This is a genomic window from Actinomycetospora flava, from assembly GCF_037400335.1.
GTDB lineage: Bacteria > Actinomycetota > Actinomycetes > Mycobacteriales > Pseudonocardiaceae > Actinomycetospora > Actinomycetospora flava.
In genome coordinates this window covers 45996-69188 of sequence record NZ_JBBEGM010000008.1, presented here as the reverse complement: position 1 = coordinate 69188, position 23193 = coordinate 45996, and the positions used below count along the sequence as shown (strand labels likewise).

General features: G+C 75.2%; 23 protein-coding genes. 7 read left to right on the top strand and 16 right to left on the bottom strand.

What is annotated here, in order from left to right; all coding sequences use genetic code 11:
- Window positions 1–109 precede the first annotated feature (109 nt).
- Window positions 110–946 (top strand): DUF2470 domain-containing protein, encoded by an 837-nt coding sequence (locus WCD58_RS19165; protein WP_337704664.1) that lies wholly within the window; start codon window positions 110–112, stop codon window positions 944–946.
- On the opposite strand, the gene WCD58_RS19160 is transcribed toward WCD58_RS19165, so the two are convergent.
- From WCD58_RS19160 to WCD58_RS19150, 3 genes are all read right to left on the bottom strand, one after another.
- The gene (locus WCD58_RS19160) at window positions 918–1256 is read right to left on the bottom strand and encodes a DUF3817 domain-containing protein (RefSeq protein ID WP_337704663.1); all 339 of its coding nucleotides are present in this window, start codon (window positions 1254–1256) and stop codon (window positions 918–920) included. The genes WCD58_RS19165 and WCD58_RS19160 overlap by 29 nt on opposite strands.
- Entirely contained in the window at window positions 1253–1699 is a 447-nt protein-coding gene (locus tag WCD58_RS19155) for a hypothetical protein (protein WP_337704662.1), read from the bottom strand. Before WCD58_RS19155 ends, WCD58_RS19160 begins: the two co-directional genes overlap by 4 nt.
- 65 nt (window positions 1700–1764) lie before the next feature.
- Window positions 1765–2964: an FAD-dependent monooxygenase gene (locus tag WCD58_RS19150; RefSeq protein WP_337704661.1), complete on the bottom strand. Its 1200-nt coding sequence runs from the start codon at window positions 2962–2964 to the stop codon at window positions 1765–1767.
- A gap of 56 nt (window positions 2965–3020) precedes the next feature.
- On the opposite strand from WCD58_RS19150, the gene WCD58_RS19145 reads away from it, so the two are divergent.
- Window positions 3021–3836: a CPBP family intramembrane glutamic endopeptidase gene (locus WCD58_RS19145; protein WP_337704660.1), complete on the top strand. Its 816-nt coding sequence runs from the start codon at window positions 3021–3023 to the stop codon at window positions 3834–3836.
- A gap of 55 nt (window positions 3837–3891) precedes the next feature.
- On the opposite strand, the gene WCD58_RS19140 is transcribed toward WCD58_RS19145, so the two are convergent.
- On the bottom strand, window positions 3892–4803 hold the full coding sequence (locus WCD58_RS19140; RefSeq protein WP_337704659.1) for an SDR family NAD(P)-dependent oxidoreductase: 912 nt from the start codon (window positions 4801–4803) through the stop codon (window positions 3892–3894).
- 90 nt (window positions 4804–4893) lie between these two features.
- On the opposite strand from WCD58_RS19140, the gene WCD58_RS19135 reads away from it, so the two are divergent.
- The 5 genes from WCD58_RS19135 (at window position 4894) to WCD58_RS19115 (ending at window position 10496) form a co-directional block, all read left to right on the top strand.
- Window positions 4894–6081 (top strand): arginine deiminase, encoded by a 1188-nt coding sequence (locus tag WCD58_RS19135; protein ID WP_337704658.1) that lies wholly within the window; start codon window positions 4894–4896, stop codon window positions 6079–6081.
- Between the two features lie 165 nt (window positions 6082–6246).
- On the top strand, window positions 6247–7185 hold the full coding sequence (locus tag WCD58_RS19130; protein WP_337704878.1) for a Rieske (2Fe-2S) protein: 939 nt from the start codon (window positions 6247–6249) through the stop codon (window positions 7183–7185).
- Between the two features lie 288 nt (window positions 7186–7473).
- Window positions 7474–8217 (top strand): class I SAM-dependent methyltransferase, encoded by a 744-nt coding sequence (locus WCD58_RS19125; protein ID WP_373696254.1) that lies wholly within the window; start codon window positions 7474–7476, stop codon window positions 8215–8217.
- 325 nt (window positions 8218–8542) lie between these two features.
- On the top strand, window positions 8543–9913 hold the full coding sequence (locus WCD58_RS19120; protein ID WP_337704657.1) for a ferric reductase-like transmembrane domain-containing protein: 1371 nt from the start codon (window positions 8543–8545) through the stop codon (window positions 9911–9913).
- Between the two features lie 28 nt (window positions 9914–9941).
- Complete coding sequence (locus tag WCD58_RS19115; RefSeq protein WP_337704656.1) at window positions 9942–10496, top strand: ferritin; 555 nt, start codon at window positions 9942–9944, stop codon at window positions 10494–10496.
- Here WCD58_RS19115 and WCD58_RS19110 read toward each other — a convergent pair.
- The 12 genes from WCD58_RS19110 to WCD58_RS19055 all read right to left on the bottom strand — a co-directional run bounded on the left by WCD58_RS19110 (window position 10425) and on the right by WCD58_RS19055 (window position 23190).
- Window positions 10425–11504, bottom strand: a complete 1080-nt coding sequence (locus WCD58_RS19110; protein ID WP_337704655.1) for a DUF4328 domain-containing protein — start codon at window positions 11502–11504, stop codon at window positions 10425–10427. The genes WCD58_RS19115 and WCD58_RS19110 overlap by 72 nt on opposite strands.
- A gap of 9 nt (window positions 11505–11513) precedes the next feature.
- Complete coding sequence (locus WCD58_RS19105) at window positions 11514–11852, bottom strand: rhodanese-like domain-containing protein (RefSeq protein ID WP_373696250.1); 339 nt, start codon at window positions 11850–11852, stop codon at window positions 11514–11516.
- A 138-nt stretch (window positions 11853–11990) separates the two neighbouring features.
- Window positions 11991–13595 (bottom strand): monocarboxylic acid transporter, encoded by a 1605-nt coding sequence (locus WCD58_RS19100; RefSeq protein ID WP_337704653.1) that lies wholly within the window; start codon window positions 13593–13595, stop codon window positions 11991–11993.
- Window positions 13592–13951 carry a DUF485 domain-containing protein gene (locus WCD58_RS19095; protein ID WP_337704652.1) on the bottom strand — a complete coding sequence of 120 codons (360 nt, stop codon included), beginning with the start codon at window positions 13949–13951 and terminating at the stop codon, window positions 13592–13594. The genes WCD58_RS19100 and WCD58_RS19095 overlap by 4 nt, the downstream gene beginning before the upstream one ends.
- A 227-nt stretch (window positions 13952–14178) precedes the next feature.
- Window positions 14179–15918, bottom strand: a complete 1740-nt coding sequence (locus WCD58_RS19090) for a sodium/solute symporter (RefSeq protein WP_337704651.1) — start codon at window positions 15916–15918, stop codon at window positions 14179–14181.
- Window positions 15919–15925: 7 nt separating this feature from the next.
- On the bottom strand, window positions 15926–17071 hold the full coding sequence (locus WCD58_RS19085; protein ID WP_337704650.1) for a hypothetical protein: 1146 nt from the start codon (window positions 17069–17071) through the stop codon (window positions 15926–15928).
- Between the two features lie 65 nt (window positions 17072–17136).
- Complete coding sequence (locus tag WCD58_RS19080; protein WP_133826645.1) at window positions 17137–17994, bottom strand: LytR/AlgR family response regulator transcription factor; 858 nt, start codon at window positions 17992–17994, stop codon at window positions 17137–17139.
- 241 nt (window positions 17995–18235) lie between these two features.
- On the bottom strand, window positions 18236–18583 hold the full coding sequence (locus WCD58_RS19075; protein ID WP_337704649.1) for a WXG100 family type VII secretion target: 348 nt from the start codon (window positions 18581–18583) through the stop codon (window positions 18236–18238).
- Window positions 18580–19344 (bottom strand): ESX secretion-associated protein EspG, encoded by a 765-nt coding sequence (locus WCD58_RS19070; protein ID WP_337704648.1) that lies wholly within the window; start codon window positions 19342–19344, stop codon window positions 18580–18582. The genes WCD58_RS19075 and WCD58_RS19070 overlap by 4 nt, the downstream gene beginning before the upstream one ends.
- Window positions 19341–20858 carry a WXG100 family type VII secretion target gene (locus WCD58_RS19065; RefSeq protein WP_337704647.1) on the bottom strand — a complete coding sequence of 506 codons (1518 nt, stop codon included), beginning with the start codon at window positions 20856–20858 and terminating at the stop codon, window positions 19341–19343. Before WCD58_RS19065 ends, WCD58_RS19070 begins: the two co-directional genes overlap by 4 nt.
- A gap of 83 nt (window positions 20859–20941) precedes the next feature.
- The gene (locus tag WCD58_RS19060) at window positions 20942–21826 is read right to left on the bottom strand and encodes a S49 family peptidase (protein ID WP_337704646.1); all 885 of its coding nucleotides are present in this window, start codon (window positions 21824–21826) and stop codon (window positions 20942–20944) included.
- 161 nt (window positions 21827–21987) lie between these two features.
- On the bottom strand, window positions 21988–23190 hold the full coding sequence (locus WCD58_RS19055) for a histidine kinase (protein WP_337704645.1): 1203 nt from the start codon (window positions 23188–23190) through the stop codon (window positions 21988–21990).
- Window positions 23191–23193: the final 3 nt, after the last annotated feature.

Below are 23193 nucleotides of genomic sequence, written 5' to 3'. Positions count from 1 at the left end.
CCGGCACCGGCCACCGGTACCGGGGATCCACTGTGGCTCACGAGGGTCTCGCGCCGGACCCGGAAGTTTGATTAGGCTCCCCTTAGTTCGTCCGCACCGAGGGAGTCCGATGGCCAGGAGCCGACCGCCCGCCCCGCCCGTCCCGCCGCCCGCCGAGCGCGCGCGGACACTCGCGGGCCGCGCCCGGCACGCCGCGGTGATCGGGGAGGCGGTCGGGTCCGCCGACGAGGACGGCGAGCTGCGCGCCACCCCGACGCTGCACCACGTGCCCTCGACGGGCGCGGCGACACTGCAGTTCCCCGAGGACCACCCGTTGGTGCTGCGGGTGCGCGAGCGCGGTGAGTCGCTGCTGCCCGTGATGCTCGAGCTGGCCGACGTCGCGCCGGTGACGGTGCGCCGGCCGGTGCGCGGGCTGCTGTGGGTCAGCGGGCGGCTGCGCGTGCTCCCGATGCGGGTGGCCCGGCGCGCCGCGCTGCGGATCGCCGCCGAGCTCCCCGACGAGCGCCTCCTCGACGTCGGCCACGGCGAGACGCTGCTGCGCCTCGAGCCGGCGATGGTCGTGCTCTCCGACGCCGAGGGCACCGAGGCGCTCGCGCCGACCGCGATGGCCGCCGCGCCGCCGGACCCCGTCGCGGCCACCGGCGACCCGTGGCTCGCCCACCTCGCCGCCGCGCACGCCGGCACGCTCTCCGCGCTCGTGCCGCGGCTCCCGCTGCACCTGCGCCGCCCGGGCCATCGGATCTCACCGCTCGGCGTCGACCGGTTCGGGCTGCGGCTGCGCGTCGAGACCGACGGCCCCGAGCCCGGCGACCACGACGTGCGCCTGCCGTTCGCGGCGCCGCTGTCGTGCCCCGGTCAGCTCGGCCAGGCCGTCCGCAGCCTCATCGGCTGCGACGACGACGTGCCCGGCCTGCGTCCTACGTCGCGTCCCGCAGCGGGCGCGTGATCTTCCGTTCCGCCACGAACGACACGAACGGGATCGTCCCCGCCAGCGCCACGAGCACCGCGCGCCCGACCGGCCAGCGGTCGCGGTAGGCAAGGTCCGCGGTGAGCAGCAGGTAGCCCATGTACAGGAAGCCGTGGATCGGGCCGACGATCGCCACGACGGTGCCGTCACCCCCGATGTACTTCAGCGGCATCCCGATCAGCACGAGCACGAGCAGGCCGACACCGACCACCCACGCCCCGACGCGGTAGCGCTTGAGCGCGGCCACGACCTCCGGGGTGGGTGGGGCCTGGGTCTCACTCGTGGTCACCGTGGATCGGTCTCCTCGTTCGGGGTCGGGCCTCGCTCGGCGGCCGCCAGCTCGGCGTACATGGCGTTCCAGCGCGCACGCTCGGGTGACGACGTCCCGTCCACGGCGCCGTCCATCACCCCCGCGGCGACCCCGACCGGCCGCGGCCCGAACGGCGAGTCCGCCGGGGCGGCGCGCACGGGCTCCGGCGCCTCGCGGACCCGCCGCGCGGCCTGCACCTCGTCGAGCGCCTTCGCCTCGGCCCGCAGCATGCGCCACCACAGGGCGGCGAAGAACAGGCCGAACAGCGGCCACTGGAACGCGTAGCCCGCGTTGAGCAGCGACCCGCCGGGCGACTCGGCCCGGACGACCTGCCAGTACGCCATCCCGCCGCACACGACGACGGCCGCGAGCGCGAACAGCGTCCACCCGATCCAGCGGGGGGTGACGAGCAGGCGCAGCACGGCACCGAGGTTACCGCCGCGGCACGAAGCGGAGCGGAGCTGCCGCGATCCGGACAGCGTCGTCGTCAGGCCGTCAACCGGTACTCGGGCAGCTCGATGCCCTCGGCCGGCGGGCCGGCGAGCTTCTCGACCAGTCCGCCGAACACCGACGACAGCGACCCGGCGAGACCGAGCACCCGGCGCTGCACCGCCAGGCCTGCCCCGGACCGCGGGTTCATCGCGCGCAGGGCCGCCGGCTTGACGTCCTGGGCCTGCGCGACGAAGGGCCGCATCCGCTGCTCGTAGCGGGCCAGGGCCGCACCGGTGTCCTGTCCGTCGCCCAGCTCGCCGGCCAGGATGTAGGCCCCGACGAGCGCGAGTGTGGTGCCGGTGCCGAACGGGCCGGTGGCCCAGGCGGCGTCGCCGAGCAGCACGGTGCGCCCGGTGCTCCAGCGCGGCAGACGGACCTGGGCGACGGCGTCGAAGTACAGCGACGCGTCCTCGAGCGCCGCCAGCACCCGCGGGGCCTGCCAGCCGACGTCGGCGTAGGTGCGGCGCAGGATCGTGATCTGGGAGTCGCGGTCCAGCTCCCCGAGCCCGCGGACGTCGGAGAGGAACGCGAGCATCGCGCGCGTGGTGCCGCGGTTGTCGGGACGCAGGCTGGTGCTCCGCGAGCCCGGGGCGCTGTGCCAGCGCCACCAGCGGTCGTCGTCCCCGGTGCGCGGGATCGTCAGGTAGGCGACCTGGAGGCCGAGCTCGGTGACCTCGGCCGCCTCGTCGGGGGGCAGCACCAGGTCGCGGGTGCGCGAGCGCGTGCCCTCGGCGACGACCACGAGGTCGGCGTCGATCTCCTCGCCCCCGGCGAGGCGGGCGGTGACGTGGTCGCCGTGCTCGGTCAGCTCGCGGATCTGCTCGCCGAACCGGTAGTCGGTGGTGTCGCGGGTGCGCTCGTGGATGAGGCGCGACAGCTCCCCGCGCAGGATCTCCATCTCCGCGGTGCCGCCGGCCGTGTCGCCCTCGCCCGCCGGGAACTCGGCGACCGCGGCGCCGTCGTCGTCGACGAAGCGCAGGCCCACCTCGCCGGTGCCGGCCGCCAGGGCGGCGTCCTCGAGGCCCATGCGGCGCAGGACCTCGCGCCCGGCGCCCCGGACGTCGATGTTCTGGCCCTCGTCGCGCAGCCGGGGGGCGCGCTCGACGACGGTGGTGCGCCACCCGCGGGCGTTCAGCTCGTGGGCGACGGCGGGACCGGCGATGCTGGCACCGGAGATCAGGGCGTGGCGGCTCACCGGCTAGCGGTACCCGCGACCGGCACGCCCGCCACGCTGCCCCTACCGTGGCGCGCGTGACGGCGCGGGACGTGTGGCGCGGGTGGACGCGCCCGGCCGGCCCGGCGGTCGCTCCGCTCGGGGAACGCGACCGGCGGCTGCTGCGCACCGAGCTGGTGATCGTCTTCTCGGTGACGCTGGGCCTCTCGGGCGTGCGCAGCCTCGTCTCGCTGCTCGACGCGCTCTCGTCGCCGGTGCCGCTGGACCAGCGCACGACGGCCATCGACGAGACCCTCGCCCGCAACCCGTGGGCCGACCTCGCCGCCCAGCTCGCCGGGTCGTTCGTCCTCGTCGCGTGGGGCTGCCTCGGGCTGTACCTGCTGGTGCGGGCCGGGGCGGGACCGCGCGCGATCGGGCTCGACGGGCGCCGGCCGGGGCGCGACGCGCTCGGCGCGGTCGGCCTCACCGCCCTGATCGGCATCCCGGGCCTCGGGCTCTACCTCGCCGCCCGCGCGCTGGGCCTGAACACGACCGTCATCCCGTCGCTGCTCGACCAGTACTGGTGGACGGTCCCGGTGCTGGTCGTCTCGGCGTGCGCCAACGCCTGGGCCGAGGAGGTGCTCGTCGTCGGCTACCTGCTGCACGCGCTGCGCCGGCTCGGCGTCTCGGAGAACAGGGCGCTGGCGATCTCGGCGGTGCTGCGCGGCTCGTACCACCTCTACCAGGGCTTCGGCGGCGGGCTCGGCAACCTGCTCATGGGCCTGGTGTTCGGGCGGGTGTGGCAGCGCACCGGCCGGCTCTGGCCCCTCGTCGGCGCGCACGCCCTGCTCGACGTCATCGCCTTCGTCGGCTCGGCGCTCCTGCGCGGCGCGCTGCCCTTCCTGCCCGCGTAGATGTCAGCGGCGTGGCGCTGCAGACGATGAGTGTCCGTCACGCCACGCGCTCGATTCAGCTGATGATCTTGTGGCGCGAGCGCGCCATCATGTTCTCCGGTGCCGGGTCGATCCCCGCGGCGTCGAACAGCTCGGCCATGCGCTCCGGGATGGCCTCGGGGTCCCAGCGGTGCCCGTCGCCGCGGATCTCCGCGACCGAGGTGAAAGGCTGGTAGAGCTCGATCGAGTCGCCCTGGACGCCGAAGACCTTGCCGCTGATGTGCGCCGCGTGGTCCGACGCGAGGTAGGCGACGAACGGCGCGACGTTCTCGGGGTCGAAGAAGTCGAAGTCTCCGCGGGCGAGCATCGCCTCGCGCGCCTCGCGGACCTCCGGCGGCAGCAGCGACTCGGTCATCCGGGTCAGCGCCGAGGGCGCGATGGCGTTCGAGGTGACGTTGTAGCGGGCCATCTCCATCGCCGTGATCGTCGAGAACGCCGCGATGCCCGCCTTCGCCGCGCCGTAGTTCGACTGGCCGAAGTTGCCGAGGATCCCCGAGGTCGACGCGGTGTGGACGAGGTGCCCGGGGCGCGAGCTCTCCCGCCAGTAGCGACACGCCGCGCGCGTCGGGGCGAAGTGCCCGCGCAGGTGGACGCGGATGACGTCGTCCCACTCGGCGTCCGACATCTTGACCAGCGTGCGGTCGCGCAGGATGCCGGCGTTGTTGACGACGGCGTCGAGCGCGCCGAAGTTCTCCACCGCCGCCGTCACGAGCGAGTCCGCGACGTCGGCGTCCGCGACGTCACCGGCCACCGAGACCGCGCGCCCGCCGGCGGCGACGATCTCCTTGGCGACCTCCTCGCCCGCCTCGCCGTCGAACTCCGCGACGACCACGGCTCCGCCCTGCCGTGCGCACTCCAGCGCTTCACCGCGACCGATGCCGCGACCGGCACCGGTGACCACGACCACCTTGTCCTCGAGGAGTCCCATGCCGCGCACAGTAGAGCGGGCGCCCTAGGGTCGCCGACCGTGGACGTGCCGCTGTCAGGGTCGAGCTCCGCTGCGCTCCGTCTCCCGCGCGTGGACTCCGAGGTCGGCGCGCTGCGCACCGTCGTCCTGCACCGCCCCGGTCCCGAGCTCGAGCGCCTCACCCCGCGCAACGCCGACCGGCTGCTGTTCGACGGGATCCCCTGGGTCGAGCGCGCGCAGATCGAGCACGACGCCTTCGCCGACCTGCTGCGCGCCGAGGGCGTGCGGGTCCTGCTGCTCGGCGACGTGCTGCGCGAGTCGCTGGCGGCCGCCCCGGACGCCCGGGAGGCGGGCATCGAGGCCGCCGTCGACGAGCGCGCGCTGGGCCGCGAGCTGGCCGCGGCCGTGTTCACCGAGCTGGCGAGCCTCGACGACGACGCCGTCGCGGACGCCCTCGTCGGGGGACGCACGTTCGCCGAGCTCGGCGTCACCGGCCACTCGCTGGTGCGGGCGATGGCCGGGCCGCACGACTTCGCCGTCGACCCCCTGCCCAACCTCATGTTCACGCGCGACTCGTCGGTCCGCGTGGGCCCGCGGGTCGTGGCGTCCTCGATGGGGATGCCGGCGCGCCGTCGCGAGGCGTCGCTGGTCGCGCTGGCCCAGCGCCACCACCCCGAGCTCGGCGTCGTGATCCCCACGGCGCCGCGGGACCCGTCGGCGGTCGAGGGCGGCGACGTGCTGCTCCTGGCGCCCGGGGTGCTCGCGATCGGCGTGGGCGAACGGACCAGCCCCGCGGGCGCGGAGTCGTTCGCGCGGGCGATGTTCGCCGACGGCCTGGCGCACACCGTGCTCGCCGTCCCGATCACCCAGCGCCGCGCGACGATGCACCTCGACACGGTGGCGACGATGGTCGACGTCGACACGATGGTCATCTACCCCGGCGTGCTCGAGGGGCTCGAGGCGTGGACCGTGCGCCCCGAGGGACCCTCCGGTCTGCGGATCACCGGTCCCGAGCCGTTCCGCCCGGCGGCGGCCCGCGCGATGGGCATCGACACGCTGCGCGCCGTCGACACCGGGCTGGAATCGGTGGCCGCCGAGCGCGAGCAGTGGGACGACGGCAACAACACCCTCGCCGTCGCACCCGGGCGGGTCGTCGCCTACGAGCGGAACACGACGACGAACGCCCGCCTGGAGGCCGCCGGGATCGAGGTCCTCACGATCGCGGGGTTCGAGCTCGGGTCGGGGCGTGGTGGCCCGCGGTGCCTGTCGTGCCCCTGGGAGCGTGCCCCTGTGGAGTGAGGGGCTGCACGTTCGGCGCAGCACGACGTGCGTCCGGCCACAGCCCGCGTCCCCTCACTGCGTTGTTGCGACACCCGGCCTAGCGTCCGGTTCGTGCTGAAGAAGGCGGAACGGCGCACGCCGGTGCACCCGCTGCGACGGCTCTCCGGCCAGGAGTGGGCGGCGATGGAGCCCACGTGGCGCGAGGCGAAGGTCGGCGTCATCGACGCGGCGCTCTCGCGCGCCACGGCGCGGCCCTCGGGCAACTGGTACGTGGTCGGCGCGAGCCGCGACATCCGCACCGGCACCCCGTTCGGCACGTCGGTGGCGGGCGTGGAGCTGGTGGTGTGGCGGTCGCCGGACGGCTCGCTGCACGCCGGGCCGGGCGCGTGCCCGCACCTGGGCGCGGACATGTCCACCGCCGTGCAGCAGGGCTGCGAGCTGATCTGCCGCTGGCACGGCCTGGCGCTCGGACCCTCGGGGCGCGCCGGGTGGCGGACGCTGCCGGCGTACGACGACGGCGCGCTGGCGTGGGTCCGCGTCGACGCGGTCGGGGGCGAGGAGCCCACCGAGGCGCCGGTGCTCCCGGTGCGCCCGCCGGTGCCCGAGAGCCTCGTCGCCGTGGCGTCGATGGTCGGCACGTGCGAGCCCGCCGACGTCATCGCCAACCGGCTCGACCCCTGGCACGGGGCGTGGTTCCACCCGCACTCGTTCGCCGACCTGCGCGTGGAGAGCGCGCCGGCCCGCGACGCCGCCGAGGCCGACGACCACTTCGACCTGCGCGTGGCGTTCCGGATCTCGAAGAACTGGGGCGTGCCGGTGCGCGCGCGGTTCACGTGCCCGGAGCCGCGCACGATCGTCATGCACATCACCGAGGGCGAGGGCGCCGGCAGCGTCGTCGAGACCCACGCGACCCCGCTGGCCCCGCACCCCGACGGCCGCCCCCGCACTGCGGTCGTCGAGGCGACGATCGCCCACTCCCCGCGGCCCGGGTTCGCGAAGGCCCGCCGCGTGCAGGGCCTCGTGCGCCCGGCGATGGAGTGGGCGGCGAGACGCCTGTGGACCGACGACATCGAGTACGCAGAACGCACCTACGCCGTCCGCGCCGCCCGCCGCCGCGGCTGATCCGCTCGCCAGCGCCCGTTCGAGCGATGCGGCGTCGCTGGCGTCTGACGCCAGGATCGCCACATCCTCGCTCGCGCGACACGCCGACCGAGCGAGTTCCGAGGTGTTCCAGCGTGGCGGCCACGCTGGCGTTGAACGTCAGGAGATCCCCCAGCTCGCGCCCGAGGCGGCGCCGACCGGAAGGATGCGCGCGTGACCTCGCGATCGAGCCGGACCCGACTGCGCGCCCCCGCGGCGCTCGCCCTCGCGGCGGCCACGGTGGCCCTCGTGCCGCCGGCCTGGCGGGCCCTGCGTGGCCGGGAGGGCGCCTTCGACCGTGAGTCCGCCGCGGCCGGGGTGTCGGCACAGTTCGACCAGGACGCCGCGTCCTACGACCGCCTCGTCGGCGCCAACCCCGGCTACCACGAGCACCTGCGCCTGTCCGCGCAGCGCCTCGGCCTGCCCGACCGGGGCGCCGGCGCGGTGCTGCTCGACGTCGGCTGCGGCACCGGGCTCTCGACGGCGGCGCTGGTCGAGACCTACCCCGAGGCCCGCGTCGTCGCCGTGGACGCGTCGGCCGAGATGCTGGCCAAGGCGCGCGAGAAGGCCTGGCCGGAGACCGTCCGATTCGTCCACTCGCGGGCCGAGGACCTCACGGCCGCCCTCGCGCGGGAGGGCCTCGAGGGCCCGTTCGACGGCCTGCTCGCCGCGTACCTGGTCCGCAATCTCCCGGACCGCGACGCCGGCGTCGCCGTGCTCGTCGACCACCTCACGCCCGGCGCCCCGATCGCCGTCCACGAGTACTCCGTGGCCGACTCCGCCTACGCCCGGTCGGTGTGGAGCGCCGTGTGCTGGGCCGTGATCATCCCGCTGGGCCGGCGCGTCACCGGCGACGCCTCGCTCTACCGCTACCTCTGGCGCAGCGTGCTCGCCTTCGACGGGCTCACACGCCTGGAGCAGCGGCTGCGCGACGCGGGTCTGCGCGAGGTGCACACGCGCCCCGTCGACGGCTGGCAGCGCGGCATCGTGCACACGGTGCTCGGCCGCCGCTGACCCGAGCCGGTGGATTTCCTGACGTTGAACGTCAGCGTGGCCGCCACGCTGACACACGCCAGGCCAAGCCCCCGCGGCGTGTCGCGCCCGCGAGGATGTGGCGATCCTGGCGTCACACGCCAGCGACGCCGCATCGCTCGCACCGCCGGGCGCACGTCCCCCCGGGGAACCTGAGAGGGCGGCGAGGCAGACGGAGCACAGGTTCGCCCGATCGGGGGTACCCGCGGCGCCTGGGCGCGCGGTGGGCGCCCGTCGTCGCGCCGTGCCCGGACGGACTCTCAGACGCGCCGGGGACGCTGATCCACACTGCCTACCGTTCCGCGCCGTGCCGGCAAAGCTGACTCGTGCGCTCTGGATCGCGGTGCTCGCCGCTCTCGTGGTGGTCCCGGTGGTCCTCATGGCCTCGCGGGCGGGCGGGACGTCGGTGGCGGGCATGCTCTCCGTCGGGCTGGGCCTGCTCGCCCTGAGCCTGCTGATCGTGGTCGTCGTCGTGCCCTCGCGCGTCCGCTCGCTGACCCGCGCGTTCGGGGTCGAGAAGGTCCTCGGCCTGCACCGCTGGCTCGGGACGCTGGCCATCCTGCTCGTCGCGCTGCACATGGGCGTCGCGATCGCGAACCACCCGCAGCTGCTCAACCCCTTCCAGGCCACCTCGGCGGCGAAGGCCGGGTGGACGTCGGTGGCGGCGCTGCTGCTGGTCGGGCTGGTCGCGGTCCGCGGTCGGCGGCCCGGGGCCCGCTACGAGATCTGGGCGCGCCTGCACGTCCTGCTCGCCGCCGCCGCGCTCGTCCTCGCCGGCCTGCACGTGTTCTGGCTGGGCAACCTCGTGACCGACCCCGTCATGCGGGTCGTGCTCTCGGCGCTGGCCCTGGCGCTGCTCGGGGTGCTCGCCCACCGCTGGGTGTGGCGCCCGCTGTTCTCCCGCCAGGGCGCCTACGTCGTCTACGGGGTGCGGCGCGAGAGCCCGACGGTCAGCACCCTCGTGCTCGCGCCCGTGCACCTGCGCCGCGGCGGCCTGCGCTTCGCCCCCGGGCAGTTCGTGTGGCTGCGCCTCAAGCGCGCCGTGGTCGGCACCGAGGAGCATCCCTTCACGATCGCCTCGAGCGCCCGGGTCACCGGCCGCCTCGAGCTCACCGTCCGCGACCAGGGCGACTTCTCCGGCCTGCTCGCGACGCTGCGCACCGGCAGCAAGGTGTGGCTGGACGGCCCGCACGGCTCGTTCACCGACGAGGCGGCCCCCGACGCGGCCGGCCTCGTGCTGCTCGCCGGCGGCGTCGGCATCACGCCGATGATGAGCATGCTGCGCACGCTCGCCGACCGCGGCGACCGCCGCACCCACCGCCTCGTCCTCGCCGAGCGCGGCACCGAGCCGCTGTTCGCCGACGAGCTCACCGCGCTGGCCCGGCGCCTCGACCTGCGCGTCCTGCGCACCGAGGGCCGCCGCATCGACGCCGACCTGCTCACCGAGGTGCTGCCCGACGAGCCCGCCGCGCGGCGGGTCCTCGACTACTTCGTGTGCGGCTCCCCCTCGGTGCTCGCCGGCTCGCTCGCCGCGCTGGAGCAGCTCGGGGTGCCGGACGCGCGCATCCACACCGAGCAGTTCGGCTGGTCGGGCGCCATCCCGCTGCCCGATTCGGACGCCGCGGTGCCTTCCCAGCGCCATGGCAGTCGTCACGGACGGCGATCGGCCAAGACCTGAGCTCGGGGCGCCGCCTACACTCGGCCACATGTCCGCGCCGACGTCGAAGTTCCACGAGCTGCTGCGGGCACAGATCCGCAACGAATTCACCGCCTCGCAGCAGTACACGGCCACCGCCGTCTACTGCGACGACGAGGACCTCCCCCAGCTCGCCGCGCACTTCTACGCCCAGGCGCTCGAGGAGCGCAACCACGCCATGGGCATGGTGCAGTTCCTGCTCGACAACGACCTGCCCGTCACCATCCCGGGCATCGACGACGTGCGCACCGAGTTCGCGAACGTCGAGGACGTCGTGGAGCTGGTGCTCAACCAGGAGCGCACGGTCACCGAGCAGATCGCGACGCTGGCGCGCACCGCCCGCGACGAGGGCGACTACCTCGGCGAGCAGTTCATGCAGTGGTACCTCAAGGAGCAGGTCGAGGAGGTCGCCTCCATGACGACGCTCCTGCGCATCGTCCGCCGGGCCGGCGACAACCTCTTCCACGTCGAGGACTTCGTCGCCCGCGAGATGTCACCCGACCTCGGTACCGACCCCACCGCTCCGCCCGCCGCCGGCGGCAACGCGGTCCTCGGCGGCGCCTGACTCCCCGGCGCCCGACTCCTCGGCGCCCGACTCCTCCGCGCCCGGGGTCGACTCGGCGCGGGTCGACGGCCCCAGTCCCACCACCGCCTCCCGCCCCGCGGGCCGCAGCTCGGGCGCGAGCAGCTCGGTGAGGTGGGTGACGACCTGGATCGTCGCCCACGCCGCGACGGCCGCGGCGACGTCGGCGATCGCGTGCAGGAGCACCGAGTCGGCGAGCGCCTGGGTGCTCACGCCGAGCCCTCGCAGCACGGCCGCGACGCCGAGCACGACGCTCGCGACCCACGCCACCCACCAGCGCAGCACCGGCGTGGACGGCCGGGGACGCGTGTCGGCGGGCAGCGCCGAGGCCGTGTGCTCGAGCTCGGTGAGCGCGGCGCCGGGGACGGTGAGGTTCGGGCCGGGCAGGACGCTGCCGACGACGACCGCCCACATCCGACGCGCCGGGCGCGTCCCCGAGTAGGCCGCGGCGATCTCCCGGCCGAGGTGGAGCCAGCGCAGGAACAGCACGCCGGTCGCGAGCGCCCCGACCGGTGCCAGCAGCCCCACGAGTGTAACGAGCCCGTCCGAGACCGCCAGCGGCCCCGACGACAGCGCCGAGCTGCGGCTCGCCACCAGCAGCCCGTAGCGCCACGCCTCGGCGAGCGCACCGAGACCGGCGAGCACGAGCGTCGCCGTCGCGACCCGCACGAGCAGTTCCGCGGCCCCGCGCAGCACCTCGTCGGGCTCGCGGGGCGGCGGGGCGGGCAGCGCGCCCTCGGGGCCCGGTGCGGGGGCCGGCATCCAGGCGCGCAGGCTCCAGCGCGGCGTCGCGGCGTAGCGAGGGGGGCCGGCGTAGGGACGGCGCGGCCGGCGTGGTTCGCGCGGGCGCAGCGCGTCGGGCGGCAGGGCCACCCACCGCACGCCGGCGAGGACGCGTCCGCAGTGCACGCAGTAGCGCGTGGCCCCGGCACGGGGCGCACCCGGCGAGTCCGGCGGCGGCTGGGGCCGCCCGCACCGCGGACAGATCACGGCCGCACCTCAGATCACCGCGGCGGGACCGCCACCCTCGGCGGTCAGGGGGCGTCCCTGGGCCTCCCAGGCCAGCATGCCGCCGGTGACGTTGACGGCCTCGTGGCCGCGCTGGGCCAGGAACGCCGTCACCTGCGCGGACCGGCCGCCGACCTTGCACACGACGGCCAGCGGTCCCGCCGGGATCTCGTCGAGACGCGCCGTGATCTGCGACATCGGCAGGTGCACGGCGTCGGGCGCGTGGCCCGCGGCCCACTCGTCGTCCTCGCGCACGTCGAGCAGCGTGGACCCCGGCGGGATGTCGCCGGGTCCGACCGAAGGGAGTCCGGGGTGGCTCACGCCGTCCATCCCATCACGTCGTCCGTATGACAGCAGTGGCGGCACGAAGCAATCAGGGGAGCACACCGATAGGGAGAGCTGCCGCGCCGGAGGCGAACGACAGAGCCCGCCGCCCCGGAGGGCGACGGGCTCCACGAACAGGACCGGCTAGTGGTCGACGGCCGTGCGGGACGCGCCCGCACCGGTCATCGACCGGACCTCCATCTCGGCGAACTTGGCCTCGTTCACCGGCTCCCGCGCGCCGACGAACGTGCCGACGATGCCGAGGATGAACGACAGCGGGATCGACACGATGCCGGGGTTCTGCAGCGGGAAGATCGCGAAGTCGACGCCCTCGCCGAAGATCGCGGTCGCGCTCCCGGACACCACCGGCGAGAAGACGATCAGCAGGATGCAGATCGCCAGACCGCCGTAGATGCTGAACAGCGCGCCCGTGGTGTTGAACTTCTTCCAGAACAGCGAGTAGAGCAGCGTCGGCAGGTTCGCCGAGGCGGCCACCGCGAACGCCAGGGCGACGAGGAACGCCACGTTCTGGCCGTTGGCGAGGATGCCGCCGACGATCGCGACGACACCGACCACGAGGGCCGTCCGGCGCGCGACCTTGACCTCCATGCCCGGCTCGGGCTTCCCGTCCTTGATGACGTTCGCGTAGATGTCGTGCGCGAACGAGGCCGCGGACGTGATCGTCAGGCCGGCCACGACGGCGAGGATCGTCGCGAACGCGATCGCGGCGATGATGCCGAGCAGCAGGGTGCCGCCGATCTGGAAGGCGAGCAGCGGGGCGGCGTCGTTGACGTTGGCCGAGGTCAGCGTGCCCCGCGGCAGCAGCGCCGCGGCGCCGTACCCGATCACCAGCGTGAACAGGTAGAAGATGCCGATGATCCAGATCGCCCACTGCACCGAGCGGCGCGCCTCCTTGGCGGTCGGCACGGTGTAGAAGCGCATGAGGATGTGCGGCAGGCCGGCGGTGCCGAGCACCAGCGCGATCGCCAGCGAGAGGAAGTCGATCTGCGTGGTGATCGACTTGCCGTACTGGTTGCCGGCGTCGAGCAGGGGCTTGCCGGTGTTCTCGACGGCCTGGCCGAGCAGCGCCGAGAGGTTGAACCCGGACAGGCCCAGCACCCACACGGTGATGACGGCGGCGCCGATCACCAGCAGGGCGGCCTTGATGATCTGGACCCACGTGGTGCCGCGCATGCCGCCGTAGAGCACGTAGATGACCATCAGGATGCCGACCACGGCGATGACCAGCGACTGCCCGTCGAACGGCGTGCCCGGGACGTTCCTGACCCCGAGCAGCAGCGAGATCAGGCCGCCCGCGCCGGCCATCTGGGCCAGCAGGTAGAAGAACGACACCAGCAGCGTCGACACGGCCGCGGCGGCGCGGATCGGGCGCTGGCGCATCCGGAAGCTCAGGACGTCGCCCATGGTGAAGCGGCCGACGTTGCGCAGGAGCTCGGCGACGAGCAGCAGCGCGGTCAGCCAGGCGACGAGGAAGCCGATCGAGTACAGGAAGCCGTCGTAGCCGTTGACCGCGATCGCGCCGGCGATGCCGAGGAACGAGGCCGCGGAGAGGTAGTCACCGGAGATCGCGATGCCGTTCTGCGGCCCGGTGAACGAGCTGCCGGCGGCGTAGTAGTCCGACGCGGTGTTCGAGGCGCGGCTGACCCGGTAGACGATCAGCAGGGTCACCACCACGAACAGCGCGAAGATGCCCAGGTTGAGTGCCGGGCTGCCGATCTGCGTGTTCACAGCTTCTCCTCCACGCGCTTCCGCAGCGTCTCGGCGTCGTCGTCGAGGTTCCGGTTGGCGAAGCGGACGTAGATCGTCGCGATCGCGAAGGTGGACACGAACTGCAGCAGGCCGAGCAGCAGGCCGACGGTGAAGTTGGTGCTGCCCAGGCGGGTGTCGACGACGCCGTGCGCGAAGTCGGAGAGGAGCACGTAGACCAGGAACCAGGCCAGGAAGATCGCGCTCATGGTGAAGATGAAGCCGCGCCAGCGCTTGCGCAGCGACGCGAACTCGGGCGAGCGCTGGACCTCCTGGTAGGCGGATGGCGTGGCGTCGAGCGCGCTCGACCCACCTGGCGTTTCGTCGGTGGCACTCACGAGATCTCCGCGTTGTCCGTGGTCGTCACGATCGGGCCGAACCTTAAACCGCCGTACGTCACGTCGATTAGCCCATTTGAGTGACTACTCACAGCGATATCACCTGTCGAGACGGCAAGCGAATCCATCCCGCTCCTCCCCGTTCGTCCGAATCGTTCCGGGACGTGACGGCGTGTGGCATTTGCTCACACAGCGTCGCCGGGAGGTTACGGCAGGCGAGGACGGATTCAGGCGGAAGGGCGCGCGCCACGCCGCGCGTCCCCGAGGCCGAGGCGCTCGGGGGCGTGCAGACGCAGCAGGGTGCGCCCGACGTTCGCCGGTACGCGGTGCGGCGTCGAGCGGCTGACCAGCACCATCACGAGGAACGTCAGCGGCACGGTCACGATGGCCGGACGGGCGAGCAGCACGCCGAAGGCGCCCTCCGGGGCGACCCCCGCGAGTGTCGACCCGACCGCCGCGACGGCCACCCCGCCCCCCACGAGCATGCCGATCACGGCGCCGCGGTCGGTGAGTCCCTTCCACCAGATGCCGAGCACCAACAGCGGGCAGAAGGTGGAGGCGGCGAGGGCGAACGCGAGCGACACCGTCAGGGAGAAGTCGAGCCGCGTGGCGCCCAGCGCGGCCACGATCGGCACCGCGCCGGCCACGTGCGCGGCGATCCGGAAGTCACCCAGACGGCGGGGCAGCAGGTCGGTGGAGAGCACCCCGGCGACGGAGAGCAACAATCCGGACGAGGTGGACAGGAAGGCCGCGAACGCCCCGGCCGCCACGAGGGCCGCGAGACCGATCCCGATCCACCCCGGCAGCGCCGCCGTGGGCAGCAGGAGGACCGCCGCGTCGGTCTGTCCGGTGACGAGCAGCTGCGGCACGTAGAGCCGCGAGAGCACGCCGAGGACGATCGGGAGCAGGTAGAAGCCGCCCAGCATCGCGAGGACCACGACGGTGGTCCGCCGGGCCGCCCGGCCGTCCGGGTTCGTGTAGAAGCGCACGAGCACGTGCGGCAGGCCCATGGTCCCCAGCAGCAGCGCGAGGATCAGCGAGTACGTCGCGAGCAGCGAGTGGCCGTCCTCGCCGAACCCGGTCAGCGGCGCCGACCACGACGCGCCGTCGGGGTCCGCGTCGGTCACCACGGGCACCGCGGCGCCCGGCGGGAAGCGCAGGGTGGTCCCCGCGTCGACGGTGTGCAGGCCCGGCGCCCAGGACACCGACCCGTTGATCGTCGCGCCGTCCACCTCGCCCCGCACGCCGACCTCCACCGGCGTCGAGACCTGCAGCGTCACCGGCGTGCTGACCTCGACCGTCGTGGCGTCGGTGAACGCCGGCGGCGGGGGCGCGTCGTCGCGCGCCGAGCCGAGCGTGAACACGCCGATCAGCACGAGGGCCGGGACGGCGAGCGCGGTGAGCTTGAGCCAGTACTGGAACGCCTGGACGAAGGTCATCGAGCGCATGCCGCCGAAGGTCACGCTCGCGGTGACGACGAGCCCGACGGCGACGACGCCGACCCAGGTGGGCGCGGTGGTCAGCACCGTGAGGGCGAGCCCGGCCGCCTGCAGCTGCGGCAGCAGGTAGAGCCAGCCGATGAGCACGACGAACCACGTCGTGACCGTGCGCAGCAGCGACGAGTCGAGCCGGACCTCGGCGAAGTCCGGCACCGTGTACGCCCCCGAGCGCCGCAGCGGCGCCGCCACGAAGAACAGCAGCGCCAGGTACCCGGCAGTGAACCCGACGGGGTACCAGAGCCCGTCGACGCCGTCCTTGAGGACGATGCCGGCCACGCCGAGGAAGGACGCGGCGGACAGGTACTGCCCGGAGATCGCCGCGGCGTTGGCCCGGGTGCCGACGGTGCGCGACGCGGCGAGGAAGTCGTCGGTCGTGCGCGCGACGCGGACACCGAGCGACCCGATGACGATGGTGACGACGCCGACGACCACGACGGCGGCGAGCGCGACGATGCCCGCGGTGTCCACGGCGACCTCAGTCCTCGACGTTGTCGGCGAAGTCGAGCTCGTTGTGCTCGGCGGTGCGCACGTAGAGCCAGGCCAGGAGCAGCATGAACGGGTAGGGCGCGAGCCCCAGCACCAGCCACGGCAGGCTGACGCCGGCGACCTCGAACGACCCGAGGCGCGGGAGCACGAGGAAGAGCACGGGCAGCGCGCCGAGCACGAACACCGCGACCAGCCCGAGGCGCAGCCCGAGCGCCAGCTGCGCGCGCAGGAGGTTGCGCAGCAGCAGCTCGCCGGTCTCGGTCTGCTGCTCGATCTCCGCGACCGTGCGCACCGCGCGCGTCGGCACACGGCGCTCGGCGAGCACGACCCGCACGCGGTCGGAGCCGCCGTCGTCCCCGGTGACGGGGGGGACGACGAGGCCCGGGCTGGTGTGGAGCAAGGTCCCGCCGGGGGCGGCGCTCGACGACGCCGCCGCCGCGGTCGGGGTGTCGGCGGTGATCGCGGCGGCCTCGACCGGTACGGCGGAGACGGCCGCGGGAGCGTCCGCGGCGACGGCGTCGTCCTGCGGGGGCAGCGGCATCGGCCCGAGGCCGCCCGGCCCGGTGACCGGGGCCGCCGCGAACTGCTCGGTCTCGGCGTCGGGCGCCGCGTGCCGCGGCCGGTAGCCCGAGGGCGGGGTGTGGACCGCGCCCGGCCGCTCCGGGCGGGCGTGCCGCCCGTGGCGGCGGGCGACGCCGGGCGGGGGCTGCCCCGGGGACGGGAAGGTCGGCGGCACGGGGCGACGGGGCTGCTCACCGGTGGGGGTCGGGCCCGTGCCGAGACCCGGCGTCGGTCCGGTGGCGGCGTTCATGGGGCTCGGGGGGGTCGGCACGCCCACGGCGGCCGTCCGCGGGGCCCGGGACGGCCGCGAGCGCCGAACGGTGCCGGTGTCGGGTCCCTGGCCGGGCCAGCCCTCGGGGACGCCGTCCCCCGGCGAGGCCGCCTCGGGCACCTCGCCGTCGTCTGCAGGTACGCCGTCGGGGAGCCGCGGGCCGTCTCCCCGGACGCCGGAGCCGTCCACGTCGTCCGCCGCGGGGTCGTCCGGGGCGGGGTCGTCCGACCCGGCGTCGTCGGGCCCCGGGTCGGGGACGGAGCGCAGCCCCTCGCCCGCCGGGCGCCGGGGCGCGTCGTCCACGGCTCGCTCCGACCCGGCGGCCCGCGGCACCGGCCCCGAGGCCCGCGCCGGACCGCCGGGGGAGGTCATCGTCGGCCCCAGGCCTGCTTCGTCGAGCGGACGAGACGGTCCTTGAGCTCACGGGTGTGGCGGCGGCTGACGGGCAGCTCGGCGACGTCGCCGCCGGTGCCCAGCCGCACGACGTACCCGGAGCCGGCCAGGCGCAGCTCGGTGATGAGCGGCAGCGCGACGAGGTACGAGCGGTGGATGCGCACGAACCCGGCGTCCGACCAGCGCTCCTCGAGCACCGACAGCGGTATCCGCACGAGGTGGCTGCCCTCGGTGGTGTGCAGGCGCGCGTAGTCGCCCTGCGCCTCCACCCAGCGCACCGTCGAGCGCTGCACCAGCTTCGTGGTGCCGGCGAGCTCGACGGGGATCACCTCGTCGTCGCTCTCCTCGTCGGTGGCGGGCTCCACCGGCACGGTGGTGCCGCGCGAGGACAGGATCCGCGACAGCGACGCGTAGAGACGCTCGGGACGCAGGGGCTTGAGCAGGTAGTCGACCGCGCCGACGTCGAACGCCTCCACCGCGCGGTCGTCGTGCGCCGTGACGAAGACGACCGACGGCGGGATGACGTAGCGGGACAGCACGTTCGCGAGCTCCAGCCCGTCGAGACCCGGCATGCGGATGTCGAGGAAGAGCACGTCCACGTCGGACTGCTTGGCGGGGGCCGGCAGGCCCGCCGGCGGGGTGCCGCCCGAGAACCCGCCGAGATCGACCCGGTCGCCGCCGGTGAGGATCCGCAGCGCCGAGATCGAGTCGGAGGCCCGCAGCACGGTGCCCACCCGTTGGTCCTGCTCCAACAGGTAGGCGAGCTCCATGAGCGCCGGTTCTTCGTCATCGACGGCGAGGACCACCAGGCCGTCGTTCTCACTCGTGTTCACTGCCACGCCATCCTGCCCAGCCGAGGTTCCCGCGTCCACGATAGGACCCGATCGGCTCGCCACCCTGCCGTGGTCCGGCGCGTCGGCACGGCGAGCCGCGGCTCACCTCGGGTGTCGCGGGAAGGACCACCCGTTCGGGGGGACGGCGTTGGGCCGGTCGATCGACATCTCGGGGCCTCGACACCGCCTCGACACCGCCTCCACACCGGCTCGACACGCCCCTGACACCGCCCTCGGGCCGTCAGGTGGTGCCCGGATCGGTGCGGAACGTGGACGCGGCGTCGGCGTCGGCCTGCTCCCACGCGGCGGCGCTCTCGCGCACGGCACGGCGCAGCTCGGCCAGCTCGGCGGCGAGCGTGCGGGCGGCCGGGACCGTGTCGGACGTCACCAGATCCCGGTACCACGCGGCGATCGCCGCGTTGTCCTCCCCGGTGCCCACCGCGAGCGACTCGGCCGCGAGCCCGTCGAGCGCCGCCTGGGCCTCGGTGACCCCCTGCTCGAGGGCGTCGACCTTGCCGGCGAACGCGCGGGTCTCGTCCGGGCGCATGGACGCCTCACCGGCACGACCACCCCCCTCGGGCGTGCTCATGCGGTGCTCCTTCCGGACGGACGCGGCACGGCGGCGTCGGTCAGCACGGTACGGATGTCGGTCAGCAGTTGTCCGCCGGTTGCCGGAACCAGCAGCGACGGGCGCTGTGACGGTGCGGGGGAGGGCGGGGGCGAGCGCAGGACGTGGCGCCCGCGGGGCCCGTCCAGCCAGCACAGCGGCGCGGCGAGACGCCGGGGGACGCCGTCACGACGGTCGGCCACCCCGACCTGGGAGACGGCGGTGACGGTCGCGAGGAGGTCCTCGGCGACGTCGCGGGCCCGCGCGGTCCGCTGCGTCGTCGGGAGGTCGCCGGGCAGGGTGCCCGCCGGGACCGGCACCGGCGGCCCGCTGCCGGGCGGCACGGGCGGGACCAGCGCGAACACCGCCTCGGCGAGCCCGTCGGGGGCGCACGGCGTGACGCGCACCGGGGCCTGCGCGTGCTCGGGCGACTCGAGCAGCGCCGCGGTGCGCCCGTCGGTCAGCGCGACCGCGGCGACGGGGGCCGTCGCGTCGCGGCGGACGAGGTCGACCGCCAGCGCCCAGCCGGCCACGGCCTGCCCGGCGTCGAGCAGCATCCGGGCGGGTGCGGGCTCGAGCAGGCCGCGGGCCCGCAGCGCCTGCTCGGTGGCGGTGCGGTGGCGCCGGGCCTCCGCGTCGGTCTCCGCGGACCAGTGCACCGGGCGCAGCGGGTAGGGCCACCCGGCCCCGCACTGTTCGAGCACCCACAGCAGCTCGTGACGGTCGAGCACGACACCGGTCACCGGCCGTCCTGCTCCCCGATGACGGGCGGGGTGACGAGGCGCCGCTCGTCGGGGTCGTCGGCCGGGTCGCGCCAGGGGTCGGCGTCCACCAGGTACTCGGGGTGGCGCACGCCGCCCGAGGTTTCCAGCGGCGACGAGGCGGCGGCCCCGGCCGTGGGCGGGATCATCGGGACGTCCGGGCTCCCGGCACCCGCCGTGCCCGCCGTGCCCGCGTGGGTCGGGGGTGGGGCGGTACCGCCGGGCACGCCGGGGACGTCGTGGCCGCCCACGCCGACCGACGGGCCCGCGAGGGACGGTCCGGTCGGTCCGGGAGTGCTGCCCGGGCCGTCCGACCCCCGCCACGGCTCCTCGGCGCCGGCCTCGGCCGCCGCGCCGCGGTCCGGGGGCTCGCGCTCCTCGCGGCGGCGCTCGGGCGTGGCGCCGCGGCCCGCGGCCCCGGGTCCGCCCCCGGCGAGGCGGTCCGCGGCCGTCGGCGCGACCGGGTGCGCGGGGCTCCGCGGCGCGGTGCCGGCGGGACCCGCCGTGGCCCGGCCCCCCGGCGTGCCCGGACCCGCGGTGCCGCGACCACCGGGCACGACGGGACCGCCCGGACCGACCGCGCCGGGCCCGGCGCGCGGCGCCGGCCGTCCCGGGGCCCCCGCGCCCGGGGCTCCACCGCTCGCCGGTCCGCCCGGTCCGCCCGCTCCCCCCGGTCCGCCGAGCAGCCGCGAGACGAACCGCCCCACCGTGCCGGGCCGCGCCGCCTCGGGCACACCGCCGGGAGCACGCCCCGGCGGGCCACCACCGGCCCCGGGAGCGCCGGGAGAGGCGGCCGCGGGCGCCGCGGCCCGCGCGAGCACGCCGCCGCGGCCCGCCGGCGCGCCACCGGGGCCCCCGCCGCCCGGGACACCGCCGGGCCCGGCCGTGGCGCCCCGGGCCGTGCCGCCGGCCTCCGGGGCCGCGCCGAGCGCCGACCGCCCGGCGAGGCCGTCGACGGCGGACGGGGCGCCGCGCGCCGCCAGCCCGGTCTGCTCGAGGTAGGCGCGGTAGGCGCCCTGAGCTGCGCGCTCCTCGGCCTGCGCCGCCTGGAAGGTGCCGAAGCCGTCGGCGGGGCCGCCGGCGGCCAGGGCGCCCGCGAGGCCGGGCGTGGCCGGCGACGTCCCGAGCACCGGCAGGGCCGGCGCGCGCGGGGGCGCGACGAGCGACTGGACGCGCGCGAGGGCGTCACGGACCCCCTGGAGGCTGCCGGCCTGCCCCGTGACGGCGTCCCCGAGGCGGCTCATGCGGGCCACGAGCGTGCGCACGTGCGAGGCGGCGGCCTCGGCGTCCCGGCCGCGCCAGGAGGCGCCCAGCTGGCCGTGGGCGCGCTCGAGGCGCTGGGCGGCCGCCCGGAGCTCCTCGCCGCGGGCGGCGTGGCGCAGGCGCGCCGAGTCGAGCGCGGCGGGGTCGGCGCCGTCGTGGATCCAGCGGTGGATGAGCTCGTGGCTCAGGACCGAGGTGTCGCGTCCGCCCCACGGGACGCCGGGGACCGGCACGGTCCACCACCTCCCGTTCCCCGCGCCGAGCGCGCTCCGACCTGCCGAGGGTAGGTCCGACCGGGCGACGGTGGGGAGGATCCCTAGAGCCCGAACCGGCTCCACAGCGCGCGGTGCTCGATCCAGTCGAGGGCCGAGCCGACCGGGTCGGCGATCGCGCTCGGGGCGGTGAACGGGGCGGCGACCCCGCCGAGCCCGAGGCGCGCGAGCAGCGGGCGGCGCGGCTCCACGGTGGTCAGCTCGGCGTCCGGGAAGCGGCGGCCGAGGACCTCGCGGGCCGTGCCGAGGTCGTCGATCAGGCCGCGCTCCTTGGCCTTGCGGCCCGTCCAGACCTCGCCGGTGAACAGGTCGTCGGACTCGGCCAGCGCGCTGCCGCGCCGCGCGCGGACCCACTCGATGAACATCTCGTGCAGCTCGCCCTGCATCCCGAGCAGCCACTCGACGTCCTCGGACTTCTCGGGCTGGAACGGGTCGAGGCGGGCCTTGTTCTGGCCTGCGGTGTGTAGCCGCCGCTCGATACCGTAGCGCTCGATGAGCCCGGTGAGCCCGAACCCGCCAGACACGACGCCGATCGAGCCGACGAGCGACGTCGGGTGAGCGTAGATCTCGTCGGCGGCGCAGGCCAGCCAGTACCCGCCCGAGGCGGCGACGTCCTCGCAGAACGCCAGCACCGGGACCTCGTGCTCCTCGGCGAGCCCGCGGATGCGGTCGGCGACCAGCGCGGACTGGGTCGGCGACCCGCCCGGCGAGTTGATCATCAGGGCGACGGCGTCGACCCGGTCGGCGGTGAAGGCGCGGCGCAGGGCGTCCTCGACCGCGGTGATGTTGATGACCGCCCGCGGCACCGGGCCGGTCGTCGCCGCGATCACGCCCTGCAGGCGGACCACGCTCACCGTGCGCTGACCCGTCGCCGCCGCGAGGGGACCGGGCAGGACCGAGGACAGGGCCGGGCCGAAGCGCAGGTTCATGCCTCCGAGGCTAGCCGCCGCCCGGGTGAGGTCGTGATCAACCGGGTTCCTGGCGCTCGGTGGGCAGCGAGGGCGTCCCTCGCTGCCTGACACGCACTCAGGGAGTCCCTCGGCCCCCCAGCGCACCCCGCACGCCGCACCCCCCACCCCGGGTGTGCCCGCTAGACGCGAACGCCCGCCCGGAACTTGGGGACGCGCAGGATGATCTTGGTGCCGGCGCCGCGCTCGGTCTCCACGACGAGCCCGTAGTCGGGGCCGAACGCCGAGCGCATCCGGTCGTCGACGTTGCCGAGCCCGACGTGCGCGCCGGAGAGGTGCGCGTCGCGGTTCTCCTCCTTGAGCGCCTGCGGGTCCATGCCGACGCCGTCGTCCTCGACGATGATCGTGCACTCGGCGCCCGAGTCCTCCGCGGTCAGCGACACGGTGCCGCCGCCGGGCTTGCCCGACAGACCGTGGCGCACGGCGTTCTCGACCAGCGGCTGGAGCGCCAGGAACGGCAGCACCACCGAGAGCACCTCGGGCGCGACCTGCACCTTCACGTTGAGCCGGTTGCCGAACCGGGCGTGCTCGAGGGCGAGGTAGCGGTCGATGTTCTTGAGCTCGTCGGCGAGCGTCGTGTACTCGCCGGCCTGCCGGAACGAGTAGCGGGTGAAGTCGGCGAACTCCATCAGCAGCTCGCGGGCCCGCTCGGGGTCGGTGCGGATGAACGAGGCGACGGTGTTCAGCGCGTTGTAGATGAAGTGCGGCGAGATCTGCGCGCGCAGCGCCCGGACCTCGGCGCGGTTGAGCCGGGCGCGGGACTCGTCGAGGTCGGCGAGCTCGAGCTGGCTGGAGACGTACCGGGCGACCTCGGCCGAGGCGCGCAGCAGCACCGGCCCCGGGGTGTCGGCGCTGACCGCGGCCAGCGTGCCCGCCACGTTGCCGTCGACCTCGAGCGGCACGACGACGATGCCGCGCACCGGGCAGTCCTGCGAGCCGCACTCGATGTCCTTGCGGCTGGCCACCTGCTGGCGGCCGGTGCGCATGACCTTCTCGGCGTACTGGCGCACGTCGAGGCTGTGGTGCTCGGCCTCGCCGTCCCAGGCCAGCGGGACGCAGTCCGACCCCGTCATCGACAGGGCCTCGGTGTCGAGCAGCGTGCGCAGGTAGGGCACCGCGAACTGCGCCGAGCCCTCCGAGAGGCCCTCGCGCAGCGCCGGCGCCGCCAGCGACACCGTGTGCAGCGTGGAGAAGGTGGCCCGCTCCAGCGGGGAGGCGAACTGGTTGCGCCGCTTGACCCGCCGGTAGACCAGGACGGCGATGACCAGCGCCACCAGCACGCCGACGGCGGCGAGGAGGCGCGGATCGGTCAACCAGCTGGGCACGGC

Bases quoted from the DNA above. Each gene is read 5' to 3' on its own strand.
- WCD58_RS19115 (WP_337704656.1), top strand. From the start codon at position 9,942: ATGTCCGCGCCGACGTCGAAGTTCCACGAGCTGCTGCGGGCACAGATC.
- WCD58_RS19130 (WP_337704878.1), top strand. From the start codon at position 6,247: ATGGAGCCCACGTGGCGCGAGGCGAAGGTCGGCGTCATCGACGCGGCG.
- WCD58_RS19060 (WP_337704646.1), bottom strand. From the start codon at position 21,826: ATGAACCTGCGCTTCGGCCCGGCCCTGTCCTCGGTCCTGCCCGGTCCC.
- WCD58_RS19165 (WP_337704664.1), top strand. From the start codon at position 110: ATGGCCAGGAGCCGACCGCCCGCCCCGCCCGTCCCGCCGCCCGCCGAG.
- WCD58_RS19075 (WP_337704649.1), bottom strand. From the start codon at position 18,583: ATGAGCACGCCCGAGGGGGGTGGTCGTGCCGGTGAGGCGTCCATGCGC.
- WCD58_RS19140 (WP_337704659.1), bottom strand. From the start codon at position 4,803: ATGGGACTCCTCGAGGACAAGGTGGTCGTGGTCACCGGTGCCGGTCGC.
- WCD58_RS19105 (WP_373696250.1), bottom strand. From the start codon at position 11,852: ATGGACGGCGTGAGCCACCCCGGACTCCCTTCGGTCGGACCCGGCGAC.